This window comes from Roseobacter litoralis Och 149, from assembly GCF_000154785.2.
In the GTDB taxonomy this organism is placed as follows: domain Bacteria; phylum Pseudomonadota; class Alphaproteobacteria; order Rhodobacterales; family Rhodobacteraceae; genus Roseobacter; species Roseobacter litoralis.
Map to the genome: position 1 here is coordinate 3,278,676 of NC_015730.1, position 23,343 is coordinate 3,302,018.

A 23,343-nucleotide genomic window follows, 5' to 3' on the forward strand; every position below is an offset into this window, starting at 1 on the left:
GCCGATATAAAACCTAGCATCGGGCAGAACATGGGCCTTCCAGTTTTTGACGTGAACATGTGTGCGGAAGATTTGGACAAGATGGCAGCCAATGCCGTTGAAGCATCCAACTTTCTCAAGGCGATCAGCCATGAGGGTCGTTTGATGATCCTGTGCCACCTTGCGTCTGGTGAGAAATCGGTGACCGAGCTTGAAACGCTGCTGTCCGCGCGGCAGGCCGCCGTTTCGCAGCAATTGTCCCGTTTGCGGCTTGAGGGCCTCGTGACCCCACGGCGTGACGGCAAGACAATCTACTACAGCCTGGCGGATGACCGCCCCAAACAAATCATGGAAGTGGTTTATGAGCTGTTCTGTCAGGACAAGTGAGACGCCCGTCCGAACGCCTGCCCCATAGGTACCATGCTTGATCTGATGTCAGAATCCACCCTCGTCGCTCTCATCGGGCTTGTGGGCGGTATTTTTCTGGGACTTGCCGCGCGCATAGGCCGCTTTTGCACGTTGGGCGCGATCGAAGATCTCCACTACGGCGAAAACGCGCTGAGGCTACGCATGTGGGGCATCGCCATCGGCGTGGCCGTCCTCGGCACCTTTGGCCTGTCGGCGATGGGGCTGCTGGATCTGCAACAGACACTCTATCTCTCGATCGCATGGAACCCTGTGGCGAGTATCGTTGGTGGCTTGCTGTTTGGATATGGCATGGCATTGGCGGGAAACTGCGGCTACGGCGCTTTGGCGCGGGTCGGGGGCGGTGATTTGCGCTCGCTGCTCATTGTGTTGGTCATGGGCATCTCGGCATACATGACCCTCGGTGGGCCGTTTTCGGGCCTGCGCATCTGGCTTTTCGGGGCGACAGAGCCCGCCACCGCTGTCCCGTCGTTCGCCCATATCATTGCCGGGGCGACGGCCCTTCCCGTCAATGGCGTCGGGATGGCGATTGGATGCGCGATGCTGGGGCTCACACTGCTGAGCCGCGAGTTGCGCGCCTCAGCAAGCCATATCATCTGGGGCGCTGTCGTTGGCCTCACCATTGTCTCCGCATGGGCCGGAACGCAGTGGGTTGCAAACAATGGGTACGACGCAACGCGGGTCATCAGCCATACGTTTTCCGCCCCCATCGGTGAAACATTGATCTATGCAATGACATCCTCCGGCAATTCGATCAGCTTTGGCACAGGGTCGGTGATCGGCGTCGTCCTTGGCGCGTTGATCGGCAGTCTGATCAAGGGCCAGTTCAGATGGGAAGCCTGCGACGATGCCAGAGAGTTGCGCCGTCAGATCCTCGGCGGTGCGCTCATGGGGGCGGGTGCCATCATAGCCGTCGGTTGCAGTGTCGGTCAGGGCCTTTCGGCGTTTTCCGTGCTTTCCTACGGCGCGCCGCTTACCTTTGCCTGCATCATGATCGGCGCCGCCATTGGCCTGCGCCAGCTCATCCTCGGGTTCAGCCCGTCCATATAGCGGACTTGCATATGCTGGGATTCAAGCTTTTTGAGGATCACGGCCTGCGGTTTTTCGAGCACGCTCGCAGTTCTTCGCAACGTTGATCGACAACCTCGGTCGGACCAGACAGCTGCGGGGAAATTGATGGGCTTTCCCCATGTGATTGATGCCTTTGAGGGCTCCGAATAACAAATTCTGCGCGCGAAGGCTGCGGTTGCAGCATCTTTCCAAAACTTGTTTGCATGCACGGACTTACAACGTTGCCCCCGGCGCGGGTCGCGGCGTTGTATACCGCTGTATTCCAGCAACCCCTTAAAATCATTTGATTTTTGCAGCTTTCAACATATAATTACTGGTTATTACTCCATTTTGAAAGATTGTTGCGCATGCTCGATACAGAGTTTGGGAATTGGATTGGACGCACTGAGCAATGCCATGGCGCATTCAGTTCGGAAGCTGCCAGAAAGCTATCAGCGACAGTGGGTGGCACAGCGGCCAAAACTGGCGCGCCCATTCCCTATCTTGCCCATTGGTGCGCGTTCACCCCGGATACCCCGATGGCAGGTTTGGCAAAAGACGGGCATCCCAACTTGGGTGGTTTCCTTCCCCCCATTCAACTGCCGCGCCGGATGTGGGCAGGAGGCGCCTTGGAGTTCTATGCCCCGCTCCATGTCGGGGCAGAGATTTCGCGCCACTCGACGATTGCCGCGGTTGCACAGAAGGACGGGGCTGCCGGGCCGATGGTTTTCGTGACGGTGACACATGAGTTGCGAGAGGGGGACACGCTTGCCATCCGCGAAACCCAAGACATCGTGTACCTTGATATTCCCGCTGAATTCTCGCCCCCCCGAACAAAACCGACCCCGACGACCCCGGCCCTCATTGAAGCGGTGGAGGTGAACGAAGCGTTGTTGTTTCGATTTTCCGCCCTGACCTTTAACGCGCATCGCATTCACTATGATTTACCATATGCACAAAACGTCGAAAAATACCCCGGTCTGGTTGTGCACGGTCCCTTGCAGGCCATGCTTTTGATGCAGGCGGCGACAAGTTTTGCAAAGCGCGCACCGCGAAAATTCAGATTTCGCAGTGTCCATCCGATGTTCCATTTTGACGACATTCATTTGTTCGGCACTGAAACGGCAGATGGCATGACGCTCTGCACCGGACTTGTGGACGGCCATCAGGGCATGCAGGCGGAAATCACTTGGGAGGACACTTTATGAGCAATATTTTGCAAGGCATGCGTATCGTTGAAGGCTCGGCATTTGTCGCAGTACCTCTCGCAGGGATGACGCTGGCCCAGATGGGGGCGGATGTCATCCGGTTCGACAGGATCGGGGGCGGTTTGGATGCCAAACGCTGGCCCGTTGCGCCAAACGGCAACAGCCATTTTTGGGCGGGCATGAACAAAGGCAAACGCTCCATCGCGGTGGACATGCGATCAGACCGGGGGCGTGAACTTGTCACGCAGATCATCACGGCACCCGGTGAAGATGCGGGGATGTTCCTGACCAACCTCAAGGTGCGTGGCTGGATGGATCACGAATCGCTTTCAAAACACCGCAAAGATCTGATCATGGTTTCGCTCAAGGGGGACCGTCACGGGCGGCCAGCGGTGGATTATACCGTGAACCCCGCCCTCGGGTTTCCGGCAATAACGGGTCCCGAAGGAACAACTGAGCCGGTCGCCCATGCGTTGCCCGCGTGGGATTGCATCGCTGGACAGTTGATGGTGTCGACGTTGCTGGCAGCAGAGCGGCACAGGCTGCGCACCGGCAAAGGGCAGGACGCGGAGTTCTCACTGAAAGACGTTGCAGCAGCGATGCTCGGCAACCTCGGCATAATTGGCGATACAGCGATGGGGGGACCCAAACGCCAAAAATCAGGCAATGCGCTCTATGGTGCTTACGGTCAGGATTTCATCTGCGCTGATGGGCAGCGCATCATGGTGATCGGTTTGACGCGGCGACAATGGCATGGCCTCATGCACGTCACGCAGACAAAGCCACAGATGGATAAATTTGCGGCGCGTGTGGGAGTAGATCTGGATGACGAAGGTGTCCGTTACACGCACCGTTCCGCGATTACCGACATTCTGAAACCATGGTTTTCAGCCCTTACGTCCGATGATATCGGCATCATGTTTGATGAACAGGGCGTCACGTGGTCTCTGTTTCGCGACTTTGAAGCGGCCTTGGCGGATGACAGTGATCTGTCGACGGACAACCCGATGTTTTCGGAAATCGACAACCCTGGTCTGGGTCGTTTTCTGGTGCCGGGTTCTCCAGTGGCTTTTTCTGCACACCCACGGACAGATCCCGCGCCCGCACCCGCTCTGGGCTTGCACACAGAAGAAATATTAGCGGATGTGGTCGGGTTGCCGGACGTTGAAATTGCCTCCCTGTTCGATACAGGCATTGTTCAAAGCCCCGCGTATAAAGTGGTTCACTCCGCCGCTTGAGCGCGCACAGAGCCAGTCGCTCAGGGTATGGGGTCACCCCAAAAGCACCGCGCTTGGCACGGCAAAACCAAGGACGCTACGTCGTCGACGGATCACAATCACCGTCCATCTGAATTGACGCATGCGCAAACAACACCGGGATCAGGTATCACTTGTCCCTCAGAACCAGCTCTTCGATTTCGCGGTCGCCCATGACGCCAACCGGCCGCAGCGCCATAGTCAGAACGATCACAAGGCCGAGCATCACACCGGACAGGCCAAGCACTTCGGGAAAATCGATCCCCACAATCACCGGGCCGGTTTCCAGCCAGCGGACGACCTCCAACCCGAATGAGATCGCGAATGTGCCCAAAACCGCGCCCGTCACCGTGCGCATGCCCCCAAAGATCAGCATCGCGAGTGTCAAAAACACATGGTTGAAATAGAACGGGCGCGCAGAGATCGTACCAAGGAAATAGGCATAGGCAATCCCTGCCCCCGCAAGGATCAGACCAGACAGCACCCAAGCGATCAGGCGCAGGCGCACCACATTGACGCCCATCGCGGCTGATCCCGTCTCGTCATCAGCCGAGGCGCGTAGCATCACGCCCCATGGGCTTTCTCGAAACCCGCGCACGATAAAGACGACCACCACCGCAAGGACCACGATCGACGTCAGCGAAAAGACCTGCGGTATGCCAAAGAACGCCTGATTGCCTTTGAAAATATCCGTGCGGTAGAGGAATATCGAATGCACGATCACCAGCACGGCAAGCGTCGCGATGGTGGCCCCGGTGCCGGTCATCCGCACGATGAAGATACCCACCAGAAACGCGATGGCCCCGGTGATCAGCAACGCGACAATCGCGGATGTCACCGGATCCAGCGCAAAAGTATTCAGGCCCCACGGGGCATCGGGCAGCGATATCTGTTTCATCGCCACGGGGGTAACGCAGATGGCTGCCGCATAGGCCCCGATGCCCATAAACGCACTGTGGCTCAGGTTTGTGAGCCGCGAGTTGCCCATAAACACCTGCAGCCCAAGGACGACAATCAGGTTCACATAGGCGCTATAAATCAGCCGCAGCTGGTATTTGGAGGCAAAGAACGTGGCCAGCACCCCGATCACAATAAGGATGGCGGCCAGCATACATGCGCCGAGTACCCCGCGTTTCTGGCCTCGGGTCAGGGTCATAGCTTGTCCCCTTTTTCCTTGACCGGGCTGAGGATACCATCGGGGCGCCACACAAGAACCAGCGCGATGATCCCGAAGACAAAGGCATCCTTGAGGCCCCCATATTCCTGCGGCAGCAACACCAGCATGCCGACCTCGATGGCCCCCAACAAAAACCCGCCAAGCACCGCACCCGGCAAGCTGCCAAAGCCGCCAACGACGCAGGCCACAAAAGCCTTCAGCACCGGGTTGAAACCGAAATGCGGATCAACAGACCCGCGCCGCGCCATGATGAAGATACAAGCCAGCCCCGCCAGCAACCCCGAAATCAGGAACGCCAGCGCAAAAACGCGGTTCGCGCGGATACCGGTCAGCCGCACCATCTCGAAATCAAGCGAAGCCGCCCGCATGGCCAGACCAAGCGTGGTGCGTTGCAGGAACAGGACAAGGCCGATGATGACCACGACCGTTGTGATGGATTCAAAAATCTGCAGCGAGGAAATCTGCACCCCAAAGAGGGTCACGGGCACATCCAGAAAATAGAGCGACGTGACTGCAATAGGTCGGGGAGAGATAAACAGCAAAAACAGGTTTTGCAGAACGATCGACACGCCAAAGGCCGTCAAGAGCCCCGTGGTGGGGTCCGCGTATCTGACCGGCCGGAACGCAACCCGTTCCAGGGCGACCGAGGTCAGCGCTGCAGCGCCCACAGCCCCCACGATAATGATCAGCGGATTAGCCGTCACCAGCGCTGCAAAGGCCACCATCGTGTAGCCGCCCACGGCAATGACCTCTCCGTGGGCGAAATTCACCAGTCCCATAACGGAAAAGACTATCGCCAGACCCAGTGCCAAAAGCGCGTATTCAGCCCCGAAAGACAGCGCGTTGATGATCTGTTGTGCTGCATATTCCATCTCAGACCAGCCCCGTCAGTTTCGCCATCATGTCTTTGCTTCCACCCAGCACCTCGGCGGTGCCTTCGGCCTGAATGCGGCCATTGTTCAACAGATAGGCATAATCGGAAATCTTCAGCGCTTGTCGCGCGTTTTGTTCGACCAGCAGGATGGTCATACCGTCGGCCCGCAGTTGCGCGATGAGTTCAAACACCTGTGCGACAATGCGGGGCGCGAGCCCAAGGCTGGGTTCATCCAGCAGCAGGATCTTGGGCTTGGACATCAGGGCGCGCGCGATGGCGAGCATCTGTTGCTCGCCCCCCGACAGCGTGCCACCCGGTTGATTGCGGCGTTCGCCCAAGATGGGAAAGGTGTCAAACCAGCGCTCGATATCCCGCTGCACCTCCGCCCTGTCCGTCCGGATACCGCCACCAAGGCGCAGGTTCGCCTCCACGCTCAGGTTGCTGAAAATCCGGCGGCCTTCGGGCGATACCGCGATGCCACGCTGGATGCGGTCTTCAACGCTGACACCGCTGAGGTCCGCACCCTCCAGCATGATGCGCCCACTGGCCTGAGCCACGCCGCATATGGCCGAGATTGTCGAAGTCTTCCCCGCGCCATTGGGCCCAAGCAGTACCACACACTTCCCCGCACCAACCTGCAGGGAAATGCCGTGGACCGCTTCGATGGGACCATGCGAAACGCAGAGGTTTTGAATGTCTAACATGAGATCATGGGGCGCACGGCAATGGCACCGTGCGCCCGCTCCATCTTACCAGTCGGTTGGTACGTTTTCAGGGATTTCGTTCGAAATCAGCACCCTTTTACCGCCTTCAAACCCGATAACGGGAATGGTGCGCTGCGCGTATGTCTTGGTCTCCTTGAACGAAATGCTGTCCACGGTCAGCACCGGAATACTGTCCGCGTCCCGGATCGTCTGCGCGATGGTCTCAGGATCCACGCTGCCCGATTGCTCAACCGCCCATGCCAGCGCCTTGACCGTGTCCGCGCCCGTCGCCGGGAAAAGACCCGGCACATCGATGCCCATCTCTTTGCAATCAGACATGAATTGCACCACGGCGCTGTCCGCATGGCTTGGTGCGAGTGTGGCAAAGAACACCTTGTCCAGGATCGACGGATCATCGGTTCCGATGGCATCAAGGGACGGGTCATCAAACCCATCTGAGCCCACGACCCAAGCGTCTATGCCGGCACTGCGCAACTGGCGCACCAACACGCCGACATCCGGCATGATCGAAGAGATATAGACCGCATCCACCTCTTCCCCCAGCGCGCGCATTTCCGCAATCTGTGGGGACCAGTCAGATGTGCCAAAGCTGAAATTCAGCGTGCTCAGAACCTTGCCGCCGCCTGCTTCGATGACCTCGCCGAACCAAAGCGGCGTTTTGGCAGACCAGCTGCCCCCTTCGTCAGATGCCAGCAGGACGACGTTCTTGACGCCATTTTCCAGCGCATAGTTGGCAGCCGCCGTCGCGGTGAAAGGATCAGGCGAGACACCGGTAAAGAAATTATCGACGATGCCTGCATGCATCTCGACCTGTGTCGATTGTGGCTGAAAGATCGACACGCCATAGCCCTGCGCGATCTGGGCCACAGGGATCATCGTGTCGGAAAACGGGATCGTACCCAGCATGACCGCCCCTTCGTCCAGAAACTTCTGCGCCAGAGAGATCGCGGTCTGCGTATCAGCACCGGAATCCTGCACCAGAATCTCGATCATCTTGCCGTCGACGCCACCATCTGCGTTGATCATTTCAGCCATGCAGCGGGCCCCCTGCCATTCAGAATAGGGCGCATAGTCACCGGTCATCGGCACGCCGAGGCCAATCTTGATGGTGTCTTGGGCAAAGGCGGGTGTCACCAATGCGGTGCATGCCAGCGCGGCGATTATGGACTTTTTCATTACGTTCTCCTTGATGTTGGTTTTTTTGGAATCAGGCGTCAGTGCCTGCGTCTTCTCCGAGGTAGGCGGTGACAACCTTTGGGTTCTTGGTGACCTCTTCGGGGGTGCCCTCGGCAATGATCGCGCCCATGTCGAGCACGGTAATCCGTTCGCACAGGTTCATGATGAACTTCAGGTCGTGGTCGATTACGAACAGCGCACATTCCGCCTCACGCTGCACCCATGTGAGCGCCCGCCCGAGGGCTTCGGTCTCTTCTTCGTTCATGCCCGCCGCAGGTTCATCCAGCATCAGAACCTTGGGCCGCAACGCGAGCCCCCGTACGATTTCCAGCCGTCGTTGATCGCCGTAGGACAGGGCATTGGCCCGCTGTGTCAGCTTGCGCCGCAGTCCGAATTCATCAATCGCCGCCTCGGGCAAGGGCGCACCCCGACCCGCATAGCGCGCCACATCAATGTTCTGCTCGACACTCAGGCTTGGAAAAACGCGCAGGTTCTGAAACGTGCGTGCAATGCCCTTGCGCGCACGCTCATGGGCGCTTTGACGGGTAATAGGCTGACCCTCAAGCGTGATCGTACCCGCCGTTGGCACCAGCAGACCGGAGATCAGATTGACGAGCGTGGATTTGCCAGCGCCATTCGGCCCGATCAGTCCCCGCACCTCTCCGGCGGCGAGTGTCAGAGAGACATTGCGCACCGCATGCACGCCACCAAAGGATTTATCGATGCCGTTCAACTCGAGCATGCGACCCTCCTGTGGGTCTGTCGCTTCTGAGTGAATGTGCCCATCACAGCCCGCCCAGTTCTGCCAGCAAATCCGCCGTGGTCACCTGACGACAATAGCCTTTGATGGTGCTGAGCGAATTTTCGTGCCGCTCCGGCGTGTAGGTCAGGCATGCATCCACAACCTGTGTGACCAGATAGCCCAGATCACAGGCATCGCGGATCGCACTTTCCACGCATTGATCCGTGATCAGACCGGAAAGCACCAATTGCTTGACGCCGAGATTGCGCAGCACATAGTCGATATGGGTCGACAAAAAGACCGAGGAAGAGGATTTCGGCAGCACGATTTCATCGCTTTGCGGCGCGATCTGGTCGATCACCTTGCCGTCCCATGACCCTTTGGGCACGTTGAACCCGGTGATCTTGTAATCCAGCGACCGATCGCGCCCATCCAGCGTCAGGCTTTCGATCGTGGTATACATCACCTCGATCCCGGCGGCGCGACTGGCGGTCTGGATCGCTTGCATGTTGGGGATCACGCGCGCGTCCAGCTCATCAAAAAACCACCGGTATTTCGCCGTGAACTCCGCCGCATCCAGATCCTTGAATTCGCCGCCTTCGCGGTGCGCCGCAAAGTTCTGCACGTCTATGAACAACAGCGCGGATTGTTCTGGTACCAAGGGCACATTTCGGGTCAGCGTCATGGGGTATCCTCCAGAATAGACCGGATCGCAGGGACCAACAGATCGGCCCAGCGCGCCACCCCGTCGGCATCGCGCAGGTGATCGTTGCGCACCTCGATCAGCGCGTGTTGCACCCCGCGTGCCTCGGCATGCTGGGGGATGAACCAATCGCTGGCGTCATCAATCTGATAGGGTTGGTTCAGGGCCAGTGTCAGTTCGGGCGCGGCGTTGGAGATCGACGACATCAGACGCTGCGCGGTCTTGATATCCTGCCGGGTCAGAAACCCCGCATCCCACTGCCTGTCTTCGCCCTGAAAGTGGCGCGTATAGGAATGGATGGAAAACACCGTATGCCGGGGGTGCGCCTCAAAAGCGGCGGTGATCGCGCCGTTCATCGGATCAAATATCTCTCGCTGCCGCAGATAACGGTCATGGGCCGTCAGTCCCATGTTTCCCGGCACAGGCACATCATCGCTGAGCGCCGGAATGGACCCCTCGGACCCGGGCGGCCGATTGCAATCTATGACAAGGCGGCTGTAGCGCTGCAGGATCAGCGGGCAACGCAGCCGGTCCGCGAGCGCACGGGCCAGCTTTTCGGCACCGATGTCCCAGCCAATGTGCCCGTCTATTGCCCCGTCAGGCAGCCCCAAACCACCCAAGGCTTGCGGCACAGCCTGACCGGCATGTTCACACAACAGCAGCAGCGGTACAGCAGAATCTGCATGGTAGGATTCAATTGGCGCAGGATCATCCGCACTCAGCAACGGGCCTGTCCCCGGCTCGGCGTTTCGCGCTGCAGACACGTCGATGGCGTTTGGTTGAGTCAAGGCGTTCCCCACAAGCTTTGGAAAGTAGACGAATGAAAACTTCCAAAGTCAAGAGATATGCATTGACTGAAATTATTTTTTCACTCACGCTACGCCTAACCGGAGCAATCGCATGTCTTATGTGCAGATCAGATATAAAATAGAACAGGCGTCCGATACCTTCACCAAAGGTGAGCGCAAACTCGCAGCGGCGATCCTGTCGGATTACCCTTATGCGGGACTATCCTCCATTCAGGATCTTGCCAAACGCTCAGAGGTGTCCGCCCCGTCGATTTCGCGTTTCATGACCAAGATCGGCCTAACCGGGTATCAGGAATTCCACCGTGCGCTGATTGCCGAACTGAAAGACGGCGACCGCAGCCCGGTAGAGGTTCACGCCGGAGATCGCCATATTGAAGGCGACTACCTGTCTGATTTTCTGACAAAGGCCAGCGCGCAAATGGCCATCGCCGGTGACGCGATTACCGAAGAGCAGTTCAACCGGGTCTGCGCGCTGCTGGCCAACCCCAAACACAGTATTTATGTGATTGGCGGGCGGATCAGCGACACAATTGCGGCGCATCTGTCCTTTCACCTGCGTCAGGCGCGGCGGGGTGTTTATCATCTGCCCTCTGACCCGGAAACATGGCCGGAATACCTGCTGCGGATGAAGGCGGGGGATATCTTTTTCGTGGTAGACTTTCGCCGCTATCAAAAGGCGCTGGCATCCCTTGCCGGGTTGGCGCGCAACGAGCGGGGCGCCCGTGTTGTGGTCATGACCGACAAGTGGATTTCGCCCGTAGCGCGCCATGCCTCCGACGTTTTACCCGTGCCTATCGAATCCGGCACCCTGTGGGACACCTATTCCTCCGCCCTCGCCATCACAGAGGCGATCGTCACCCGCATTGCCGAAGACAACTGGGCGCATACAAAGGACCGGATCGAAAGCTGGGACAAGCTGCGCGTCACCACAAAGGACAGTATTGAATGACCCCGATACCCTTGATTTTTGCCGCCACCTGCGACATCGCGGGCAAGGTACGCGGCAAGGCCTTTCCCGCTGATCAGCTTGAAAAACGGCTCAAGCGTGGTGTGGGCTGGGTGCCGACGAACGTGCAGATTACGTGTTTTGACAGTATCGCCGACAGCCCTTTCGGCTCTTTGGGGGATCTGCTGCTGGTGCCTGATCCCGCTTGCGACGTGAAGGTCGCCTTTGGTGAGCGCGCGGCGGAGCATTTCATGCTCGGCGATATCGTTACACTGGACGGCGCACCTTGGGATTTCTGCACCCGGCACATCTTGCGCGACGCCCTCAACAGGCTGCACCGCCTGTCGGGCGCACACCTGTTTTCCGCCTTTGAACATGAGTTTCAATTGAAGGGCGCTGGAATGCCCAACGAAGGCTTCGGGCGCAACGCCTTTGAGCGCCAGCGCGCGTTGCTCGAAACCCTGATGGGTGCGCTGAAACAGGCGGGGCTGTCCCCGGACAGTGTCATGAAAGAATATGGTCCCAACCAGTTTGAGGTCGTCATCGCCCCGGAAATCGGCATCAAATCCGCCGATCAGGCGGTCATCCTGCGTGAATTGACCCGCTCTGCGGCCACCCATCTGGGAGAGGCCGCAACCTTTACCCCAATCCTTGACGTCGCCTCGGTAGGGAACGGTGTGCACATACACATGAGTTTCCGCGATGATGAGGGCGCGCCGCTGACCCATGACGAACACGGCCCGTGCGGCATGTCCAAACTGACGGACGCTTTCGCCGCTGGTGTTTTGAAATACATGGGCAATATCCTCGCACTCACGGCCCCGTCTGTGGTGTCATATGAACGTCTGACGCCGCACCGCTGGTCAGCTGCCTATAACAATCTTGGCTTTCGCGACCGCGAGGCATCATTGCGGGTGTGTCCAGTCACAACGCGGGACCCCGCCTCTGTCGCACGGCAGTTCAACATCGAATACCGCGCAGCGGATGCGGCCGCCTGCCCCCATCTGGCACTGGCTGCGGTGGTCCATGCGGGCTGTCAGGGGATCGAGGACGGCCTGACCGCGCCTGCCGCGACGCAAGAAGACCTGTCGCTGCTGTCGCCTGCTGAATTGGGCGCGCGCGGTTTCACGCGATTGCCCGAAACGCTGGAAGCCGCTCTTGATGCCTTTGCCACCAGTGATACGGTCAGAGGCTGGTTCCCGGCGCAATTTGCCGAGGTTTACCTCGCGCATAAACAGGCAGAGATCGCACATCTGGCGGACATGGACACCGATGCGAAATGTGCCGCCTATGCCAACACGTACTGAGGATACCTGATGAAACTCGCGCTGTGGCAGACCCATCCGAGATCAAGCATCGCCTCGGCGCTGACGGCGCTGCGCGAGGCTGCGACATCCGCCGCCGCGCAAGGGGCGGATGTGTTGATCACGCCTGAAATGTTCGTGGGCGGATATAACATCGGGCCGGAGCGCATCGCCACACATGCAGATCATGCCGCACAGGTGCTGGACAGCCTCAAGTCGACTGCCAAAACGCAGGACATCGCATTGGTCGTGGGCCTGACCCTGCCCGCGCACCCCCTGCCCCATAACGCCTGCGTAGTCATCGACAACACAGGCACAGAGGTCGCCCGCTATCACAAAACGCATCTTTTCGGTGATGTCGATCGCGCACAGTTCAGCGCGGGTGCGGCGCTGTCAGAGGTCTTTGACTTAGCGGGCTGGAAGGTCGCCCTCGCGATTTGCTATGACGTTGAATTCCCCGAACTGATAAGATCGCTGGCGCTGCGCGGGGCCGAGGTTATCCTGACACCTACCGCCAATATGGAACCCTTTGACACCATCAACACACGTCTGGTCCCGGCCCGCGCCGAGGAAAACGGCGTTTATGTAGCCTATTGCAACTACATCGGGGCCGAAGCGCAATTCACCTATAATGGCCTGTCCTGTCTATCCGGGCCGGACGGGCAGGATCATGTGAGAGAAGAAAAGACAGAAGCGATGCTCTTTGCGACCCTTGACCGGGCAGACCTGACGCGTGCGCGGCAATCGCAAACCCATCTGCAGGATCGTCGCCCGGACCTCTATGGAGACATCACATGAAGCCCGTAACCGTCTTTGGGCCCGACTTTCCCTTTGCCTATGACGACTGGATCGCGCACCCCGATGGGCTGGCCACTTTGCCTGCCGCGGCGCACGGCGCGCGCGTCGCCATCATCGGCGCGGGTGCTGCGGGGGTGATCGCGGGCTATGAGTTGATGAAGCTTGGCCTGCGCCCGATCCTGTTTGAAGCCGGTCAGTTCGGCGGGCGCCTGCGCTCGCAACCTTTCGAAGGGGCACAAGGCGTCATCGCAGAATTGGGCGGCATGCGGTTTCCCGTCTCCAGCACCGGGTTTTACCATTATGTCGATCTGCTCGGCATTCAAAGCAACCCCTTCCCCAACCCGCTGACCGCCGCTGCGGGATCAACGGTGATCGACCTGCTGGGCAAGACCTATTACGCACAGACCTTGCAGGACCTGCCACCGCTCTTTCATGAGGTCGCGCAAGCCTATGACGCCGCACTGGAGCAAGAGGCCAATTTCAGCGCCCTGAAACAGGCGATCCGTGACCGCGACATCCCGCGTATCAAGGAAATCTGGAACCCGATTGTCACCGCATGGGACGAGCGCACCTTTTATGACTTCGTTGCCTCCTCCGAGGCATTCAAGAAGCTTTCGTTTCACCACCGCGAGGTGTTCGGACAGGTCGGTTTCGGCACGGGCGGATGGGACAGTGATTTTCCCAATTCCATGCTGGAAATCCTGCGCGTCAATGTCACCGAATGTGACGATCACCAACGCTATATGGTTGGCGGGGTGGAACAGGTGCCGCGCAAGCTCTGGCAACATAAACCCGACCGCCTTGTCCACTGGCCCACCGGCACATCGCTGCGATCCCTCAATGACGGGGCGACGCGCTCGGGCGCCAAACGCATCCGGCGGCTGGACACTGGTCAGATCGAGGTCACGGATGCCTGGGGGCGTGCGGGAGGGTTTGACGCCGTGCTCGTCACCTGTCAGTCGCATCTGCTGAGCGCGCAGATCGACACCGAAGAATCCCTGTTTTCGCAAGGTCTGTGGATGGCGCTGGACCGGACACGCTATATGCAATCGGCCAAGACCTTCGTGATGGTGGATCGCCCCTTCTGGAAGGACAAGGACCCCGTCACGGGCCGTGATACGATGTCGATGACCCTGACGGACCGGATGACGCGGGGCACCTATCTGTTTGACAACGGGCCGGACAAACCCTCGGTGATCTGCCTCAGCTATGCGTGGATGACCGATGCGCTCAAGGTGCTGCCCCTGCCGGTTGAGCAGCGCGTGGAACTGGCGCTGGCGGCCTTGGCGAAAATCTACCCCGATGTGGATATCCGCAGCCATATTCTGGGCGATCCGATCACCGTCAGCTGGGAGGCGGATCAGAATTTCCTCGGCGCTTTCAAAGGGGCCTTGCCCGGTCACTACCGCTATAATCACCGCATGTTCGGGCATTTCGTGCAGAGCAATATGCCCGCGAGCGAACGCGGTATTTTCCTCGCCGGGGATGGCGTAAGCTGGACGCCTGCATGGGTCGAGGGGGCTGTGCAAACCTCGCTCAATGCCGTGGCCGGGATCATCGCCCATTTCGGCGGCACCCCCTCGCCTGCCAACCCTTCGCCACTCGAGGCCTATGAAAAACACGGGCCGGTGAGGTTGAGCGCATGACCCGCATTCCGGAACACTGTCCTTTTGCCATGGACGCGGTAATCTGCTCACAACCCATAACGCACAAACAAAGATCAGCACGTCACTGAAGCGGAGGCCAAAAATGAGCTGCAATCACACGATCCATAAGCACAATCATCACCTTGGCTGGGACAATGCGATCGACCCCGTGCTCAGCGTGGCCCCCGGTGAGACCATCGCGGTTGAGACGATAGATGCCTCGGGCGGGCAATTGCATGCGCAGGCGACCCTGGATGATCTCAAGGCGCTGGATTTTGACAAGGTCAACCCGGTGACCGGCCCGATCTATGTGAAGGGGGCCGAACCGGGCGATACCGTGGCGATCACCTTTCAGGCTTTTCATGCCTCGGGCTGGGGCTGGACGGCGAATATTCCGGGCTTTGGGCTGCTGGCCGATGACTTTCCCGATCCTGCCCTGCATGTCTGGACCTATGACACGGGGCTTGCCAAACCCGCCGTATTCGCGCCCTTCGGTCAGGTTGCGCTGAAACCCTTCGTCGGGACGATCGGGCTTGCGCTGGCCGAAACAGGGCAGCACAGCGTCGTGCCGCCGCGCCGCGTGGGCGGCAATCTGGACATCCGCGACAATTGTCTGGGCACGACGCTCTACCTGCCGGTCGAAGTGGCGGGTGGTTTGCTGTCACTCGGTGACACCCACGCCGCACAGGGCGACGGCGAGATTTGCGGCACCGCCATCGAAAGCCCGATGGACGTTGAGATCAAGGTCGATCTGATAAAAGGCTCGCAATCCCCCTTCCCACGGCTCGAAACCAGCGGCCCAGTCACCAATCACATTGACCAGCAAGGATACCGGATCACGACGGGCATCGGTCCTGACCTTATGCAGTCATCGCGTGATGCGGTCCGACAGATGATCGATTGGATCTGCGCGACCTCCGGCATTGCACCTGTTGAGGCTTACATGCTTTGCAGCGTCGCGGGCGATTTGCGGATATCGGAAATCGTGGACATGCCCAATTGGGTGGTAAGCTTCTACTTCCCGAAATCTGCCTTGGGTTAAGGACGATAGCTGCTGCGCGCCATTACGCCGTGGGGAAACTCCGGCCCCGACGGCGGTAAACGCCCCGTGTGTCAATCAACAAGGGCGCATGTTCGGCGATCATATCATAATCGAAACCCGTGTGATCCGTCAGCAGCAGAACGGCATCCTGCTCTGCAAGGGTTTCGGGTGTCAAAGGTGTCGATGACAGATCGAATTGATGTTCACGCATCACGGGGAATACCGGTACATGCGGGTCAGAATAGGAAAGGTCGACACGCCAGTCGCGCAACAACTCCATGATCAGCACGGACGGGCTTTCGCGCACATCTTCGATATCGCGTTTATACGCGATCCCCAGAACCATGACCTTTGCGCCCTTCAGCGCCTTGCCACGCTCGGATAAGGCACGGATGAGTTTGTTCACAACATAGGACGGCATCGATGCATTGATCTCACCCGCAAGCTCGATAAACCGCGTATGCAGGCCAAATTCCCGCGCTTTCCACGTCAGATAAAACGGGTCAATCGGGATGCAATGCCCGCCAATGCCGGGACCGGGATAGTACGGGACAAACCCGAATGGTTTGGTCGCAGCGGCTTCAATGACTTCGTGGATATCAAGGTCCATCGCATCCGCGACAACTTTCATCTCATTCATCAGCCCGATGTTCACAGCGCGCTGAATGTTCTCCAGCAGTTTGGTCATCTCTGCCGCTTTCGTGGAACTGACGGGAACAACCTTGGCAATAAACGCGCTGTAGAGGGCGACACCGACGTCACGGCATGCCTGCGTATCGCCACCAAGTACTTTTGGAATTGTATGCGTAGAGAAATCGACGTTGCCCGGATCTTCGCGTTCCGGCGAGTAGACAAGAAAGAAATCAGTGCCCACAGTCAGGCCGGCGCGCTCGACATAGGGCTTTAGAATTTCGTCCGTGGTGCCGGGCCACGTGGTGCTTTCCAACGCCAGTATCTGACCTGCGCGCAGGTGCGGCCCAATCGTGTCCATCGTGGAGGTGATGAAACTCAGGTCGGGCTCGCGCTTCTTGTCCAGCGGCGTCGGTACGCAGATGATAAGCGCGTCACATTCGCGCGTACGAGAGAAATCGCTCGTGGCCTCAAAGCCGGTCTTCGTGATCTCTTCCAACGCTGAATTGGGGATATGTCCGATGGGGCTTTGGCATGTGTTTAACTGTTTGATGCGGTCATCAAGCACGTCAAAACCGATGACCGGATATCCGGCATGCCCAACCGCCACGGCCAATGGAATACCCACATAGCCCATTCCAATTATGCCAACGACGGCCTTTTTATGCGTTATTTTGCTTAAAATGGTTTCCAATGGTGTGGAATTGACACGTTCGGACATATCGAGCCTTGTCTGGATGTTAAGCAGAAACCTCAGCCAGCGTTAGTGCAGGCGATGATATGAAGCAACCACAATAGCCACCGGCAGGTGCCCAATCGCGGTGTGACATTTCCATCAAAATCCGCCAGTTCAGGTTGTCTTGAGCCGCCGAACAGTATTCTCTAGCCGGAACAAATGGTTGGACGTAGATGTCATCATGAACGACGGACACAGCAAATTTCTGGCGCGATGCTTGTCCATCGACCTTGAGGTTGATCCTTCAACTGCCAAGATCTTTGCCATGGCGGCAGTCTGGCATGATGACCGCCCCGCTCTTGTCGCCAGAAAAGGCGTACAGGATCACCATATCAATCAGTTGGAAGAAGCGATTGCTGACATCGCGCATCCGATCGGTCATAACATCCTCCATCACGACATGGAGTACCTGATCGCTGTAAAGCCGCGCGTGTCAAAACTCATGCAGAGTCCCATTGATACGCTGTGGCTAAACCCGCTCGCTTTTCCACGCAATCCCTACCATCGTCTGGTCAAGCATTATCATGACGGCCGCCTTGCCGTTGGTCATGTCAACGATCCGGAACTGGATGCGCAGCTTGTTTTCAAAGTTCTGGAAAATCAACTCGACGCGTTTCTAACGCTGAATAGCACCGATAAGGACGCGCTCACAGCCTATCACTATCTGACCACGAGGATGGAACGCGCAAGCGGTTTTGACGCCGTTTTCAAGTATGTGAGGCAAGCGGATTGCCCCTCCGAAGACGACGCGCTGAAAGCCATTCGGCGTATGCTGAGCGGGCGTGTTTGCCAAAAACGCATGGAACAAGCGCTCGGGCGTCTTGCCAGCCCACACAATGGATGGCCGATGGCCTATGCCCTGTCTTGGATTACCGTGGCGGGCGGAGATTCCGTGATGCCCCCCTGGGTGCGCGCGCAGTTTCGGGAAGCGTCCCTGATCGTGAGGCACCTGCGGGATACCTCTTGCAAGGATCCGGGCTGCGATTGGTGCGCCGAACAGAATGATCCCGTGCGCGCGTTGAACAAGTGGTTTGGGTTTGACAGCTTTCGCCCGCAACCTGTCGATCCTGACGGACGCCCCCTACAGGAGCGCATTGTTGACGAAGCGATGTCGGGCATCAGCGTTTTGGGCATCCTTCCGACCGGTACAGGGAAATCGGTGTGTTATCAGGTTCCCGCCTTGTCGCGCTTTGACAAGATCGGAGCCCTTACCGTTGTGATATCACCCTTGGTCGCGCTGATGGCGGATCAGGTGCAGGGCATGGAAAGGGCCGGGATTTCCTGTTCCGTGACCGTGAATGGCATGATGTCGATGCCCGAAAGGCAGGACGCTCTCGACAAGGTGCGCATGGGCGATGCGGGCATCCTCATCATTTCGCCCGAGCAACTGAGAAGTACGTCGATCCGATCAGCACTGAACCAACGTGAAGTCGGTCTGTGGGCCATTGACGAGGCGCATTGCGTCTCAAAATGGGGGCACGACTTCAGGCCTGATTACCGCTATCTCGGGCGGTTCATCAAAGAGCATTCCGGCGATCAACCGCCAGCGCCCATCATCTGCCTGACCGCGACCGCAAAGCCCGAAGTGGTTGCGGATATCATGGCGCATTTTCAATCTCGCGCCGGGGTCGAATTATTGCCGCTGGACGGCGGCGTTTCCCGCACGAACCTGACATTCGAAGTCAGGCCAACGACGAAGAGCAGCAAACTATCCGATGTCCTGACCGTCATCGAGGAGGGCATCCCCTCGGATGGCCGCTCCGGTGCCGTGGTCTATTGCGCATCGCGCAAGGAAACCGAACGGGTTGCTGATTTCCTGAAATCGCAGGGCATGGATGCCGCACATTTTCATGCCGGTCTGAGTCCGGATGACAAACAGGTCGTTCAGGAGAGGTTCCGGGTTGGTGATCTCAGGGTCATCGCCGCGACCAATGCCTTTGGCATGGGGATCGACAAACCCGACATCAGGCTTGTCGTGCATGCCGACATTCCCGGATCCTTGGAAAACTACCTGCAGGAGGCCGGACGCGCCGGTCGTGACAGGGCCGATGCCAGCTGTGTTTTGCTGTTTGCCGCAGATGATGTGGAACGACAGTTCAGGTTGACCGCAAGCTCACGTCTCGCCCGGCACGAAATAGGTGCCATCCTCAAAGCGCTCAGGCGGATCGACGAGAAAACCAACAAGACCGGCAAGATCGTCGCCACAGCAGGCGAGATCGTACGATCCGAAAAGGATCGGGAGTTCGAGCGCGACAGCACGACAGATGACACCCGCGTCAAAACGGCCGTGTCATGGCTCGAAGAAGCCACGCTGGTTTCGCGTGAAGAGAACCGCGTGCGGATCTTGCCCTCGTCCTTGAGGGTCCGGACTTTCGAAGAAGCCAAGAAACGGCTTGCGGATGCCGACATCACCACGGCCCATCGCAATCAGCTTTTGGGGATTGTAAAACATCTCATGGCAGCCCCGCCGGATGAGGGCGTCTCGACCGACGTGCTGTGCGGTCTCAGCGGCTTGTCTTCAGGCGCCTTGCCCAAAGCCATGGCCGACCTCGAAACGCTTGGGATAGCCAGCAACGATGTTGCGATGACGGCCTTCGTACATGTGGGCGTTTCCAATCCGTCCTCCGCACGATTGTCCGAAGCCAGCACGCTTGAACGCGACCTGATTACCCTGATGCAAGAAATGGCACCGGAGGCGGACGATAAAACACCCTACCCCCTGAACTTGGCTGAGACCTGCCAGAATCTGCGCGACAACGGCCATTCGACAGTGCGCCCGAACGTCGTGGATAAATTGTTGCGCGGAATTTCACGTGATGGAAAAGGACAGGACGGTGGGAAAGGGAATATCCGGCTGCGCAAGGTCAGCCGTAACACGCTTCGGCTTACGGTGGAACGTTCCTGGAAAATCATCACCCAAACAGCGGAACTTCGATGGGCCGCTGCCAGTCTCCTCCTCAATCATCTGACCGGGCGGTTGGACAAGGGCGCGCGCGGCAAGGACCTTCAGGTCGAAACGACAATCGGAAATCTGTTGGCCGAACTCACGCAGGATGCATTTCTGAAAACCAGCGGCGTCCGTGACATGACCAAGCTGATGGAGCGATCGCTTTTGTGGTTACACGAACAGGGTGTGGTGACCCTTGGCAAGGGCCTCACCGTGTTTCGCCCCGCCATGACCGTGTTCCTCAACCCAAAGGGCGGGCAATTCACGCAGGCCGATTTCCTGCCCCTGGAAGAGCATTATGACGAGCAGACGCTGCAAACCCATGTGATGGCGACCTATGCGGAAACCGGCCTGAAAAGCATGGTGGATGCCACACGTTTGTCAGAGGACTATTTCCTTCTGAACAAAGAGCAGTTCATGAAACGCTGGATGCCCGGTATGGGGCGCGAAATAAAAAGGCAGACGACGAGCAGGTCGTGGAAAACAATTGTCGAGGACCTGAAAAACAAGGTTCAGCAGGATATCGTGACCGATGACCGGGACCGCACGAACGTGTTGGTGCTGGCGGGACCGGGCTCTGGCAAGACAAGGGTGCTGGTGCACCGCATCGCCTATCTGCTGCGGATGAAGCGTGAGGACTCGCGCGGCATACTGGTGCTGGCCTATAACCGACACGCTGCAGCCGAGATACGTGTCAGACTGCGCGCGCTGGTTGGAGACGACGCGGCAGGTGTTACAATTTCCACATGCCATTCCCTTGCCATGCGTCTGGTCGGCGCAAGTTTCAGTGGAATCGACGCAGATACGACCGACTTTGACAACATCATCACGGAAGCCGTCGGCCAATTGAACGGCAACGGGCTGTCCAGATCCGAGGCGGAGGCGCAGCGCGACAGCCTGATCGAGGGGTATCGATGGATTCTGGTCGACGAATATCAGGACATCGGGCCGGAAGAATATGCGCTGATCTCAGCCGTAGCGGGGCGCTCGCTTGAAGACGCAGATTTAAAGCTGAGCCTTTTTGCGGTCGGCGATGATGACCAGAACATCTATGCCTTCAACGGGGCCTCCATCGATTTCATCCGTATGTTTGAGGAGGATTACAAAGCCAGACCGGCCTTCCTGATCGAAAACTACCGCTCGACTGCCAATATCATTGAGGCGGCAAACGCGGTCATATCCAAAGCACCGGACCGCATGAAGGTCGACCACGAGATCCGGATCAACGAAGCGCGCAGCCTGGGTGTACCCGGCGGAAGGCTCGCAGACGCGGATCCGGTGGCCCAAGGCAGGGTACAGTTGTTGGATGTTCCGGGCGGTGACACGCATCAGGCGATCGCAGCGGTGGACGAAATGATCCGGCTCTCTCATCTTGATCCGAATTGGAACTGGGCCCGCACGGCGATTATCTCTCGCGACTGGAAACGTCTGGGGCCGGTGCGAACCTATGCAGAAACGAAAGGCCTCAACGTGGAAATGGCCAATGAGGATCTGCCGAATATCTGGCGGCTCAGGGAAACTCAGACCCTGATCACCGGATTGCGGAACACGCGCGGCGCGCTTCTTGGCGTTCAGGACATCCTGGGTATTCTCAACGAACAGGATCGCAATAAATGGGTCGATCTATTGGCGGAGGGCATCGCTGAACTGGCACGGGACTTGGGAACAAAGGCCATGCCTGCTCCGGACATCATCGAATGGGTCGCAGACTGGTCAAAAGACACTTTGGGAGAACAGCGCGGCTTGCTGTTGCTGACCGCCCACCGCGCAAAGGGCCTCGAATTCGATCATGTTGCAATTTTCAACGGGGGCTGGGATCGCGCATCCCGCAATGAAGATCGCGAAGCGCCGCGCCGCCTTTTTTACGTGGCGATGACCCGTGCACAGCAAAGCCTGACAGTCCTGACAAGCGGAGAACACGCGCTTCTCAAGCGGGGTCTTAACTCCGTGCTGCACAGACCCGTGGTTCCTGATTTGCCCCGCAGTTCGCCAATATCCAAAATCTACCAAATGCCGAAACTGGACGTCGTTGACCTGTCATTTGCCGGGCGAAAACACGATGGTCATGCAATCTTCAGCGCCATAAACCAAGCCAAAGTTGGTGATCCGCTATCCCTCGAATATCGTGCCCCCTACTGGATGCTCGTGGATAAAAACAACCGGCTCCTTGGTCACATGGCGAAAGCATGGCAGCCCCCCGAGCATCATGCCTTCGTTTCCGGTCATGTCGGAGCGATTATCACGTGGCGAAAGACGGACAATCAAGAGAGTTACCGTCAACACATCAGGCGCGACACATGGGAAACGGTGTTGCCGGAGTTGATATTTCAGCCCGAGCGAGGACAAAGAACACCGGATCTCACATCTCGTGAACTTACCAATGAACAGGGCACTCAGCCGGTGGAAACTTCAGGGCCAGTAAGCGCAGGAGATCGCGCAGAAAAGGTTCGCAAGGTCAAAGTTACCGGACATGAAGCCGCCAAAAGCCCGAGCCTCGATGACCTTCAAGCAATCCTGAAAGACGCCGTTTCCAGCACCACAACGTGGGAGCAGCTTATCGGCGAGTTAGAAAAACACTTGATCACTTTGTCGCCCAAGGGCGGTGGCTTGATCGTTGCGAACATGGCCACGGGCGAGCAATTGTGCAAACTATCCGCTCTTGGACTGCGTTATAGAAAGCTCATCCGCCACTTTGGCGATGGGTTTCCCGACCACCCCATGGAGTGGCTCGTTGAGCGAGCGTTGAAAGACAGCACTGTTGCGAAAGCGCCCAGAAAAGCGAGGGCGCGAAAAAAGCCGGCGGCCGACGACGATGACTTTGATCTGATTGAAGACTGAAGCAATCAGGCAGCATGAGCTGCTGACGGGTTGGTATGGGATGCGACCCAATCATTTGTCTGAATGGCGCCGCTTGGCGCGGAGGGCAATTTGGTCCTGTCGAACCTCGACGGTGTTTCCTTTGTTGCGCTGGCTCTTTAGGAACCCGCTACAGCCACTTTGCCGGACCGGCCGGAGGCTGGGATTGCGACCACCCTCATGATCCGAAAAAGCGAACTTGCCGGTTGAGGAGACTCCGCTTTTCAACCATTCAAGGCGCTCGCAGGAAAAGTGTGTCAACTGAATGGCCTTGCTCAATCCTCAAAAGGTTTGCGACAGAACCCGTATGCCG

The 23,343-nt window shown here is 58.2% G+C and carries 18 protein-coding genes; 10 read left to right on the forward strand and 8 right to left on the reverse strand.

Annotated features, from left to right (window positions below; all coding sequences use genetic code 11):
* Positions 1-30 precede the first annotated feature (30 nt).
* From RLO149_RS15545 to RLO149_RS15560, 4 genes are all read left to right on the forward strand, one after another.
* Entirely contained in the window at positions 31-366 is a 336-nt protein-coding gene (locus RLO149_RS15545) for an ArsR/SmtB family transcription factor (RefSeq protein ID WP_044025691.1), read from the forward strand.
* A 33-nt stretch (positions 367-399) separates the two neighbouring features.
* On the forward strand, positions 400-1,455 hold the full coding sequence (locus RLO149_RS15550) for a YeeE/YedE family protein (protein ID WP_013963059.1): 1,056 nt from the start codon (positions 400-402) through the stop codon (positions 1,453-1,455).
* Positions 1,456-1,823: 368 nt separating this feature from the next.
* Positions 1,824-2,663, forward strand: a complete 840-nt coding sequence (locus RLO149_RS15555) for an HTD2 family dehydratase (RefSeq protein WP_013963061.1) — start codon at positions 1,824-1,826, stop codon at positions 2,661-2,663.
* Positions 2,660-3,901 carry a CoA transferase gene (locus RLO149_RS15560; RefSeq protein ID WP_013963062.1) on the forward strand — a complete coding sequence of 414 codons (1,242 nt, stop codon included), beginning with the start codon at positions 2,660-2,662 and terminating at the stop codon, positions 3,899-3,901. The genes RLO149_RS15555 and RLO149_RS15560 overlap by 4 nt, the downstream gene beginning before the upstream one ends.
* A gap of 148 nt (positions 3,902-4,049) precedes the next feature.
* On the opposite strand, the gene RLO149_RS15565 is transcribed toward RLO149_RS15560, so the two are convergent.
* From RLO149_RS15565 to RLO149_RS15595, 7 genes are read right to left on the reverse strand one after another with little or no spacing between them, the layout of a single operon-like run.
* Complete coding sequence (locus RLO149_RS15565) at positions 4,050-5,075, reverse strand: branched-chain amino acid ABC transporter permease (protein WP_013963063.1); 1,026 nt, start codon at positions 5,073-5,075, stop codon at positions 4,050-4,052.
* Positions 5,072-5,968: a branched-chain amino acid ABC transporter permease gene (locus tag RLO149_RS15570; protein WP_013963064.1), complete on the reverse strand. Its 897-nt coding sequence runs from the start codon at positions 5,966-5,968 to the stop codon at positions 5,072-5,074. Before RLO149_RS15570 ends, RLO149_RS15565 begins: the two co-directional genes overlap by 4 nt.
* Before the next feature lies 1 nt (position 5,969).
* The gene (locus RLO149_RS15575) at positions 5,970-6,674 is read right to left on the reverse strand and encodes an ABC transporter ATP-binding protein (protein ID WP_013963065.1); all 705 of its coding nucleotides are present in this window, start codon (positions 6,672-6,674) and stop codon (positions 5,970-5,972) included.
* A gap of 45 nt (positions 6,675-6,719) precedes the next feature.
* Positions 6,720-7,871 (reverse strand): ABC transporter substrate-binding protein, encoded by a 1,152-nt coding sequence (locus RLO149_RS15580; protein ID WP_013963066.1) that lies wholly within the window; start codon positions 7,869-7,871, stop codon positions 6,720-6,722.
* Positions 7,872-7,902: 31 nt separating this feature from the next.
* A complete protein-coding gene (locus tag RLO149_RS15585; RefSeq protein WP_013963067.1) occupies positions 7,903-8,613 on the reverse strand; it encodes an ABC transporter ATP-binding protein in 711 nt (236 codons plus the stop codon).
* A 43-nt stretch (positions 8,614-8,656) separates the two neighbouring features.
* Entirely contained in the window at positions 8,657-9,298 is a 642-nt protein-coding gene (locus RLO149_RS15590) for a cysteine hydrolase family protein (RefSeq protein WP_013963068.1), read from the reverse strand.
* Positions 9,295-10,104, reverse strand: coding sequence for an N-formylglutamate amidohydrolase (locus tag RLO149_RS15595; RefSeq protein ID WP_013963069.1), 810 nt, complete (start codon positions 10,102-10,104; stop codon positions 9,295-9,297). Before RLO149_RS15595 ends, RLO149_RS15590 begins: the two co-directional genes overlap by 4 nt.
* Positions 10,105-10,216: 112 nt before the next feature.
* Between RLO149_RS15595 and RLO149_RS15600 the strand changes: the two genes are divergently transcribed.
* The 5 genes from RLO149_RS15600 (at position 10,217) to RLO149_RS15620 (ending at position 15,861) form a co-directional block, all read left to right on the forward strand.
* A complete protein-coding gene (locus RLO149_RS15600; RefSeq protein WP_013963070.1) occupies positions 10,217-11,074 on the forward strand; it encodes a MurR/RpiR family transcriptional regulator in 858 nt (285 codons plus the stop codon).
* Positions 11,071-12,378 (forward strand): type I glutamate--ammonia ligase, encoded by a 1,308-nt coding sequence (locus RLO149_RS15605; RefSeq protein WP_013963071.1) that lies wholly within the window; start codon positions 11,071-11,073, stop codon positions 12,376-12,378. Before RLO149_RS15600 ends, RLO149_RS15605 begins: the two co-directional genes overlap by 4 nt.
* Positions 12,379-12,387: 9 nt before the next feature.
* Positions 12,388-13,173 (forward strand): carbon-nitrogen hydrolase family protein, encoded by a 786-nt coding sequence (locus RLO149_RS15610; protein WP_013963072.1) that lies wholly within the window; start codon positions 12,388-12,390, stop codon positions 13,171-13,173.
* Positions 13,170-14,819 carry a flavin monoamine oxidase family protein gene (locus RLO149_RS15615; RefSeq protein WP_013963073.1) on the forward strand — a complete coding sequence of 550 codons (1,650 nt, stop codon included), beginning with the start codon at positions 13,170-13,172 and terminating at the stop codon, positions 14,817-14,819. The genes RLO149_RS15610 and RLO149_RS15615 overlap by 4 nt, the downstream gene beginning before the upstream one ends.
* 103 nt (positions 14,820-14,922) lie before the next feature.
* Complete coding sequence (locus tag RLO149_RS15620; RefSeq protein WP_013963074.1) at positions 14,923-15,861, forward strand: acetamidase/formamidase family protein; 939 nt, start codon at positions 14,923-14,925, stop codon at positions 15,859-15,861.
* A 22-nt stretch (positions 15,862-15,883) separates the two neighbouring features.
* Here RLO149_RS15620 and RLO149_RS15625 read toward each other — a convergent pair whose 3' ends face one another.
* Positions 15,884-17,212 carry a nucleotide sugar dehydrogenase gene (locus RLO149_RS15625; protein ID WP_013963075.1) on the reverse strand — a complete coding sequence of 443 codons (1,329 nt, stop codon included), beginning with the start codon at positions 17,210-17,212 and terminating at the stop codon, positions 15,884-15,886.
* A gap of 196 nt (positions 17,213-17,408) precedes the next feature.
* Between RLO149_RS15625 and RLO149_RS15630 the strand changes: the two genes are divergently transcribed.
* On the forward strand, positions 17,409-23,012 hold the full coding sequence (locus tag RLO149_RS15630) for a RecQ family ATP-dependent DNA helicase (RefSeq protein WP_013963076.1): 5,604 nt from the start codon (positions 17,409-17,411) through the stop codon (positions 23,010-23,012).
* Positions 23,013-23,343 lie beyond the last annotated feature (331 nt).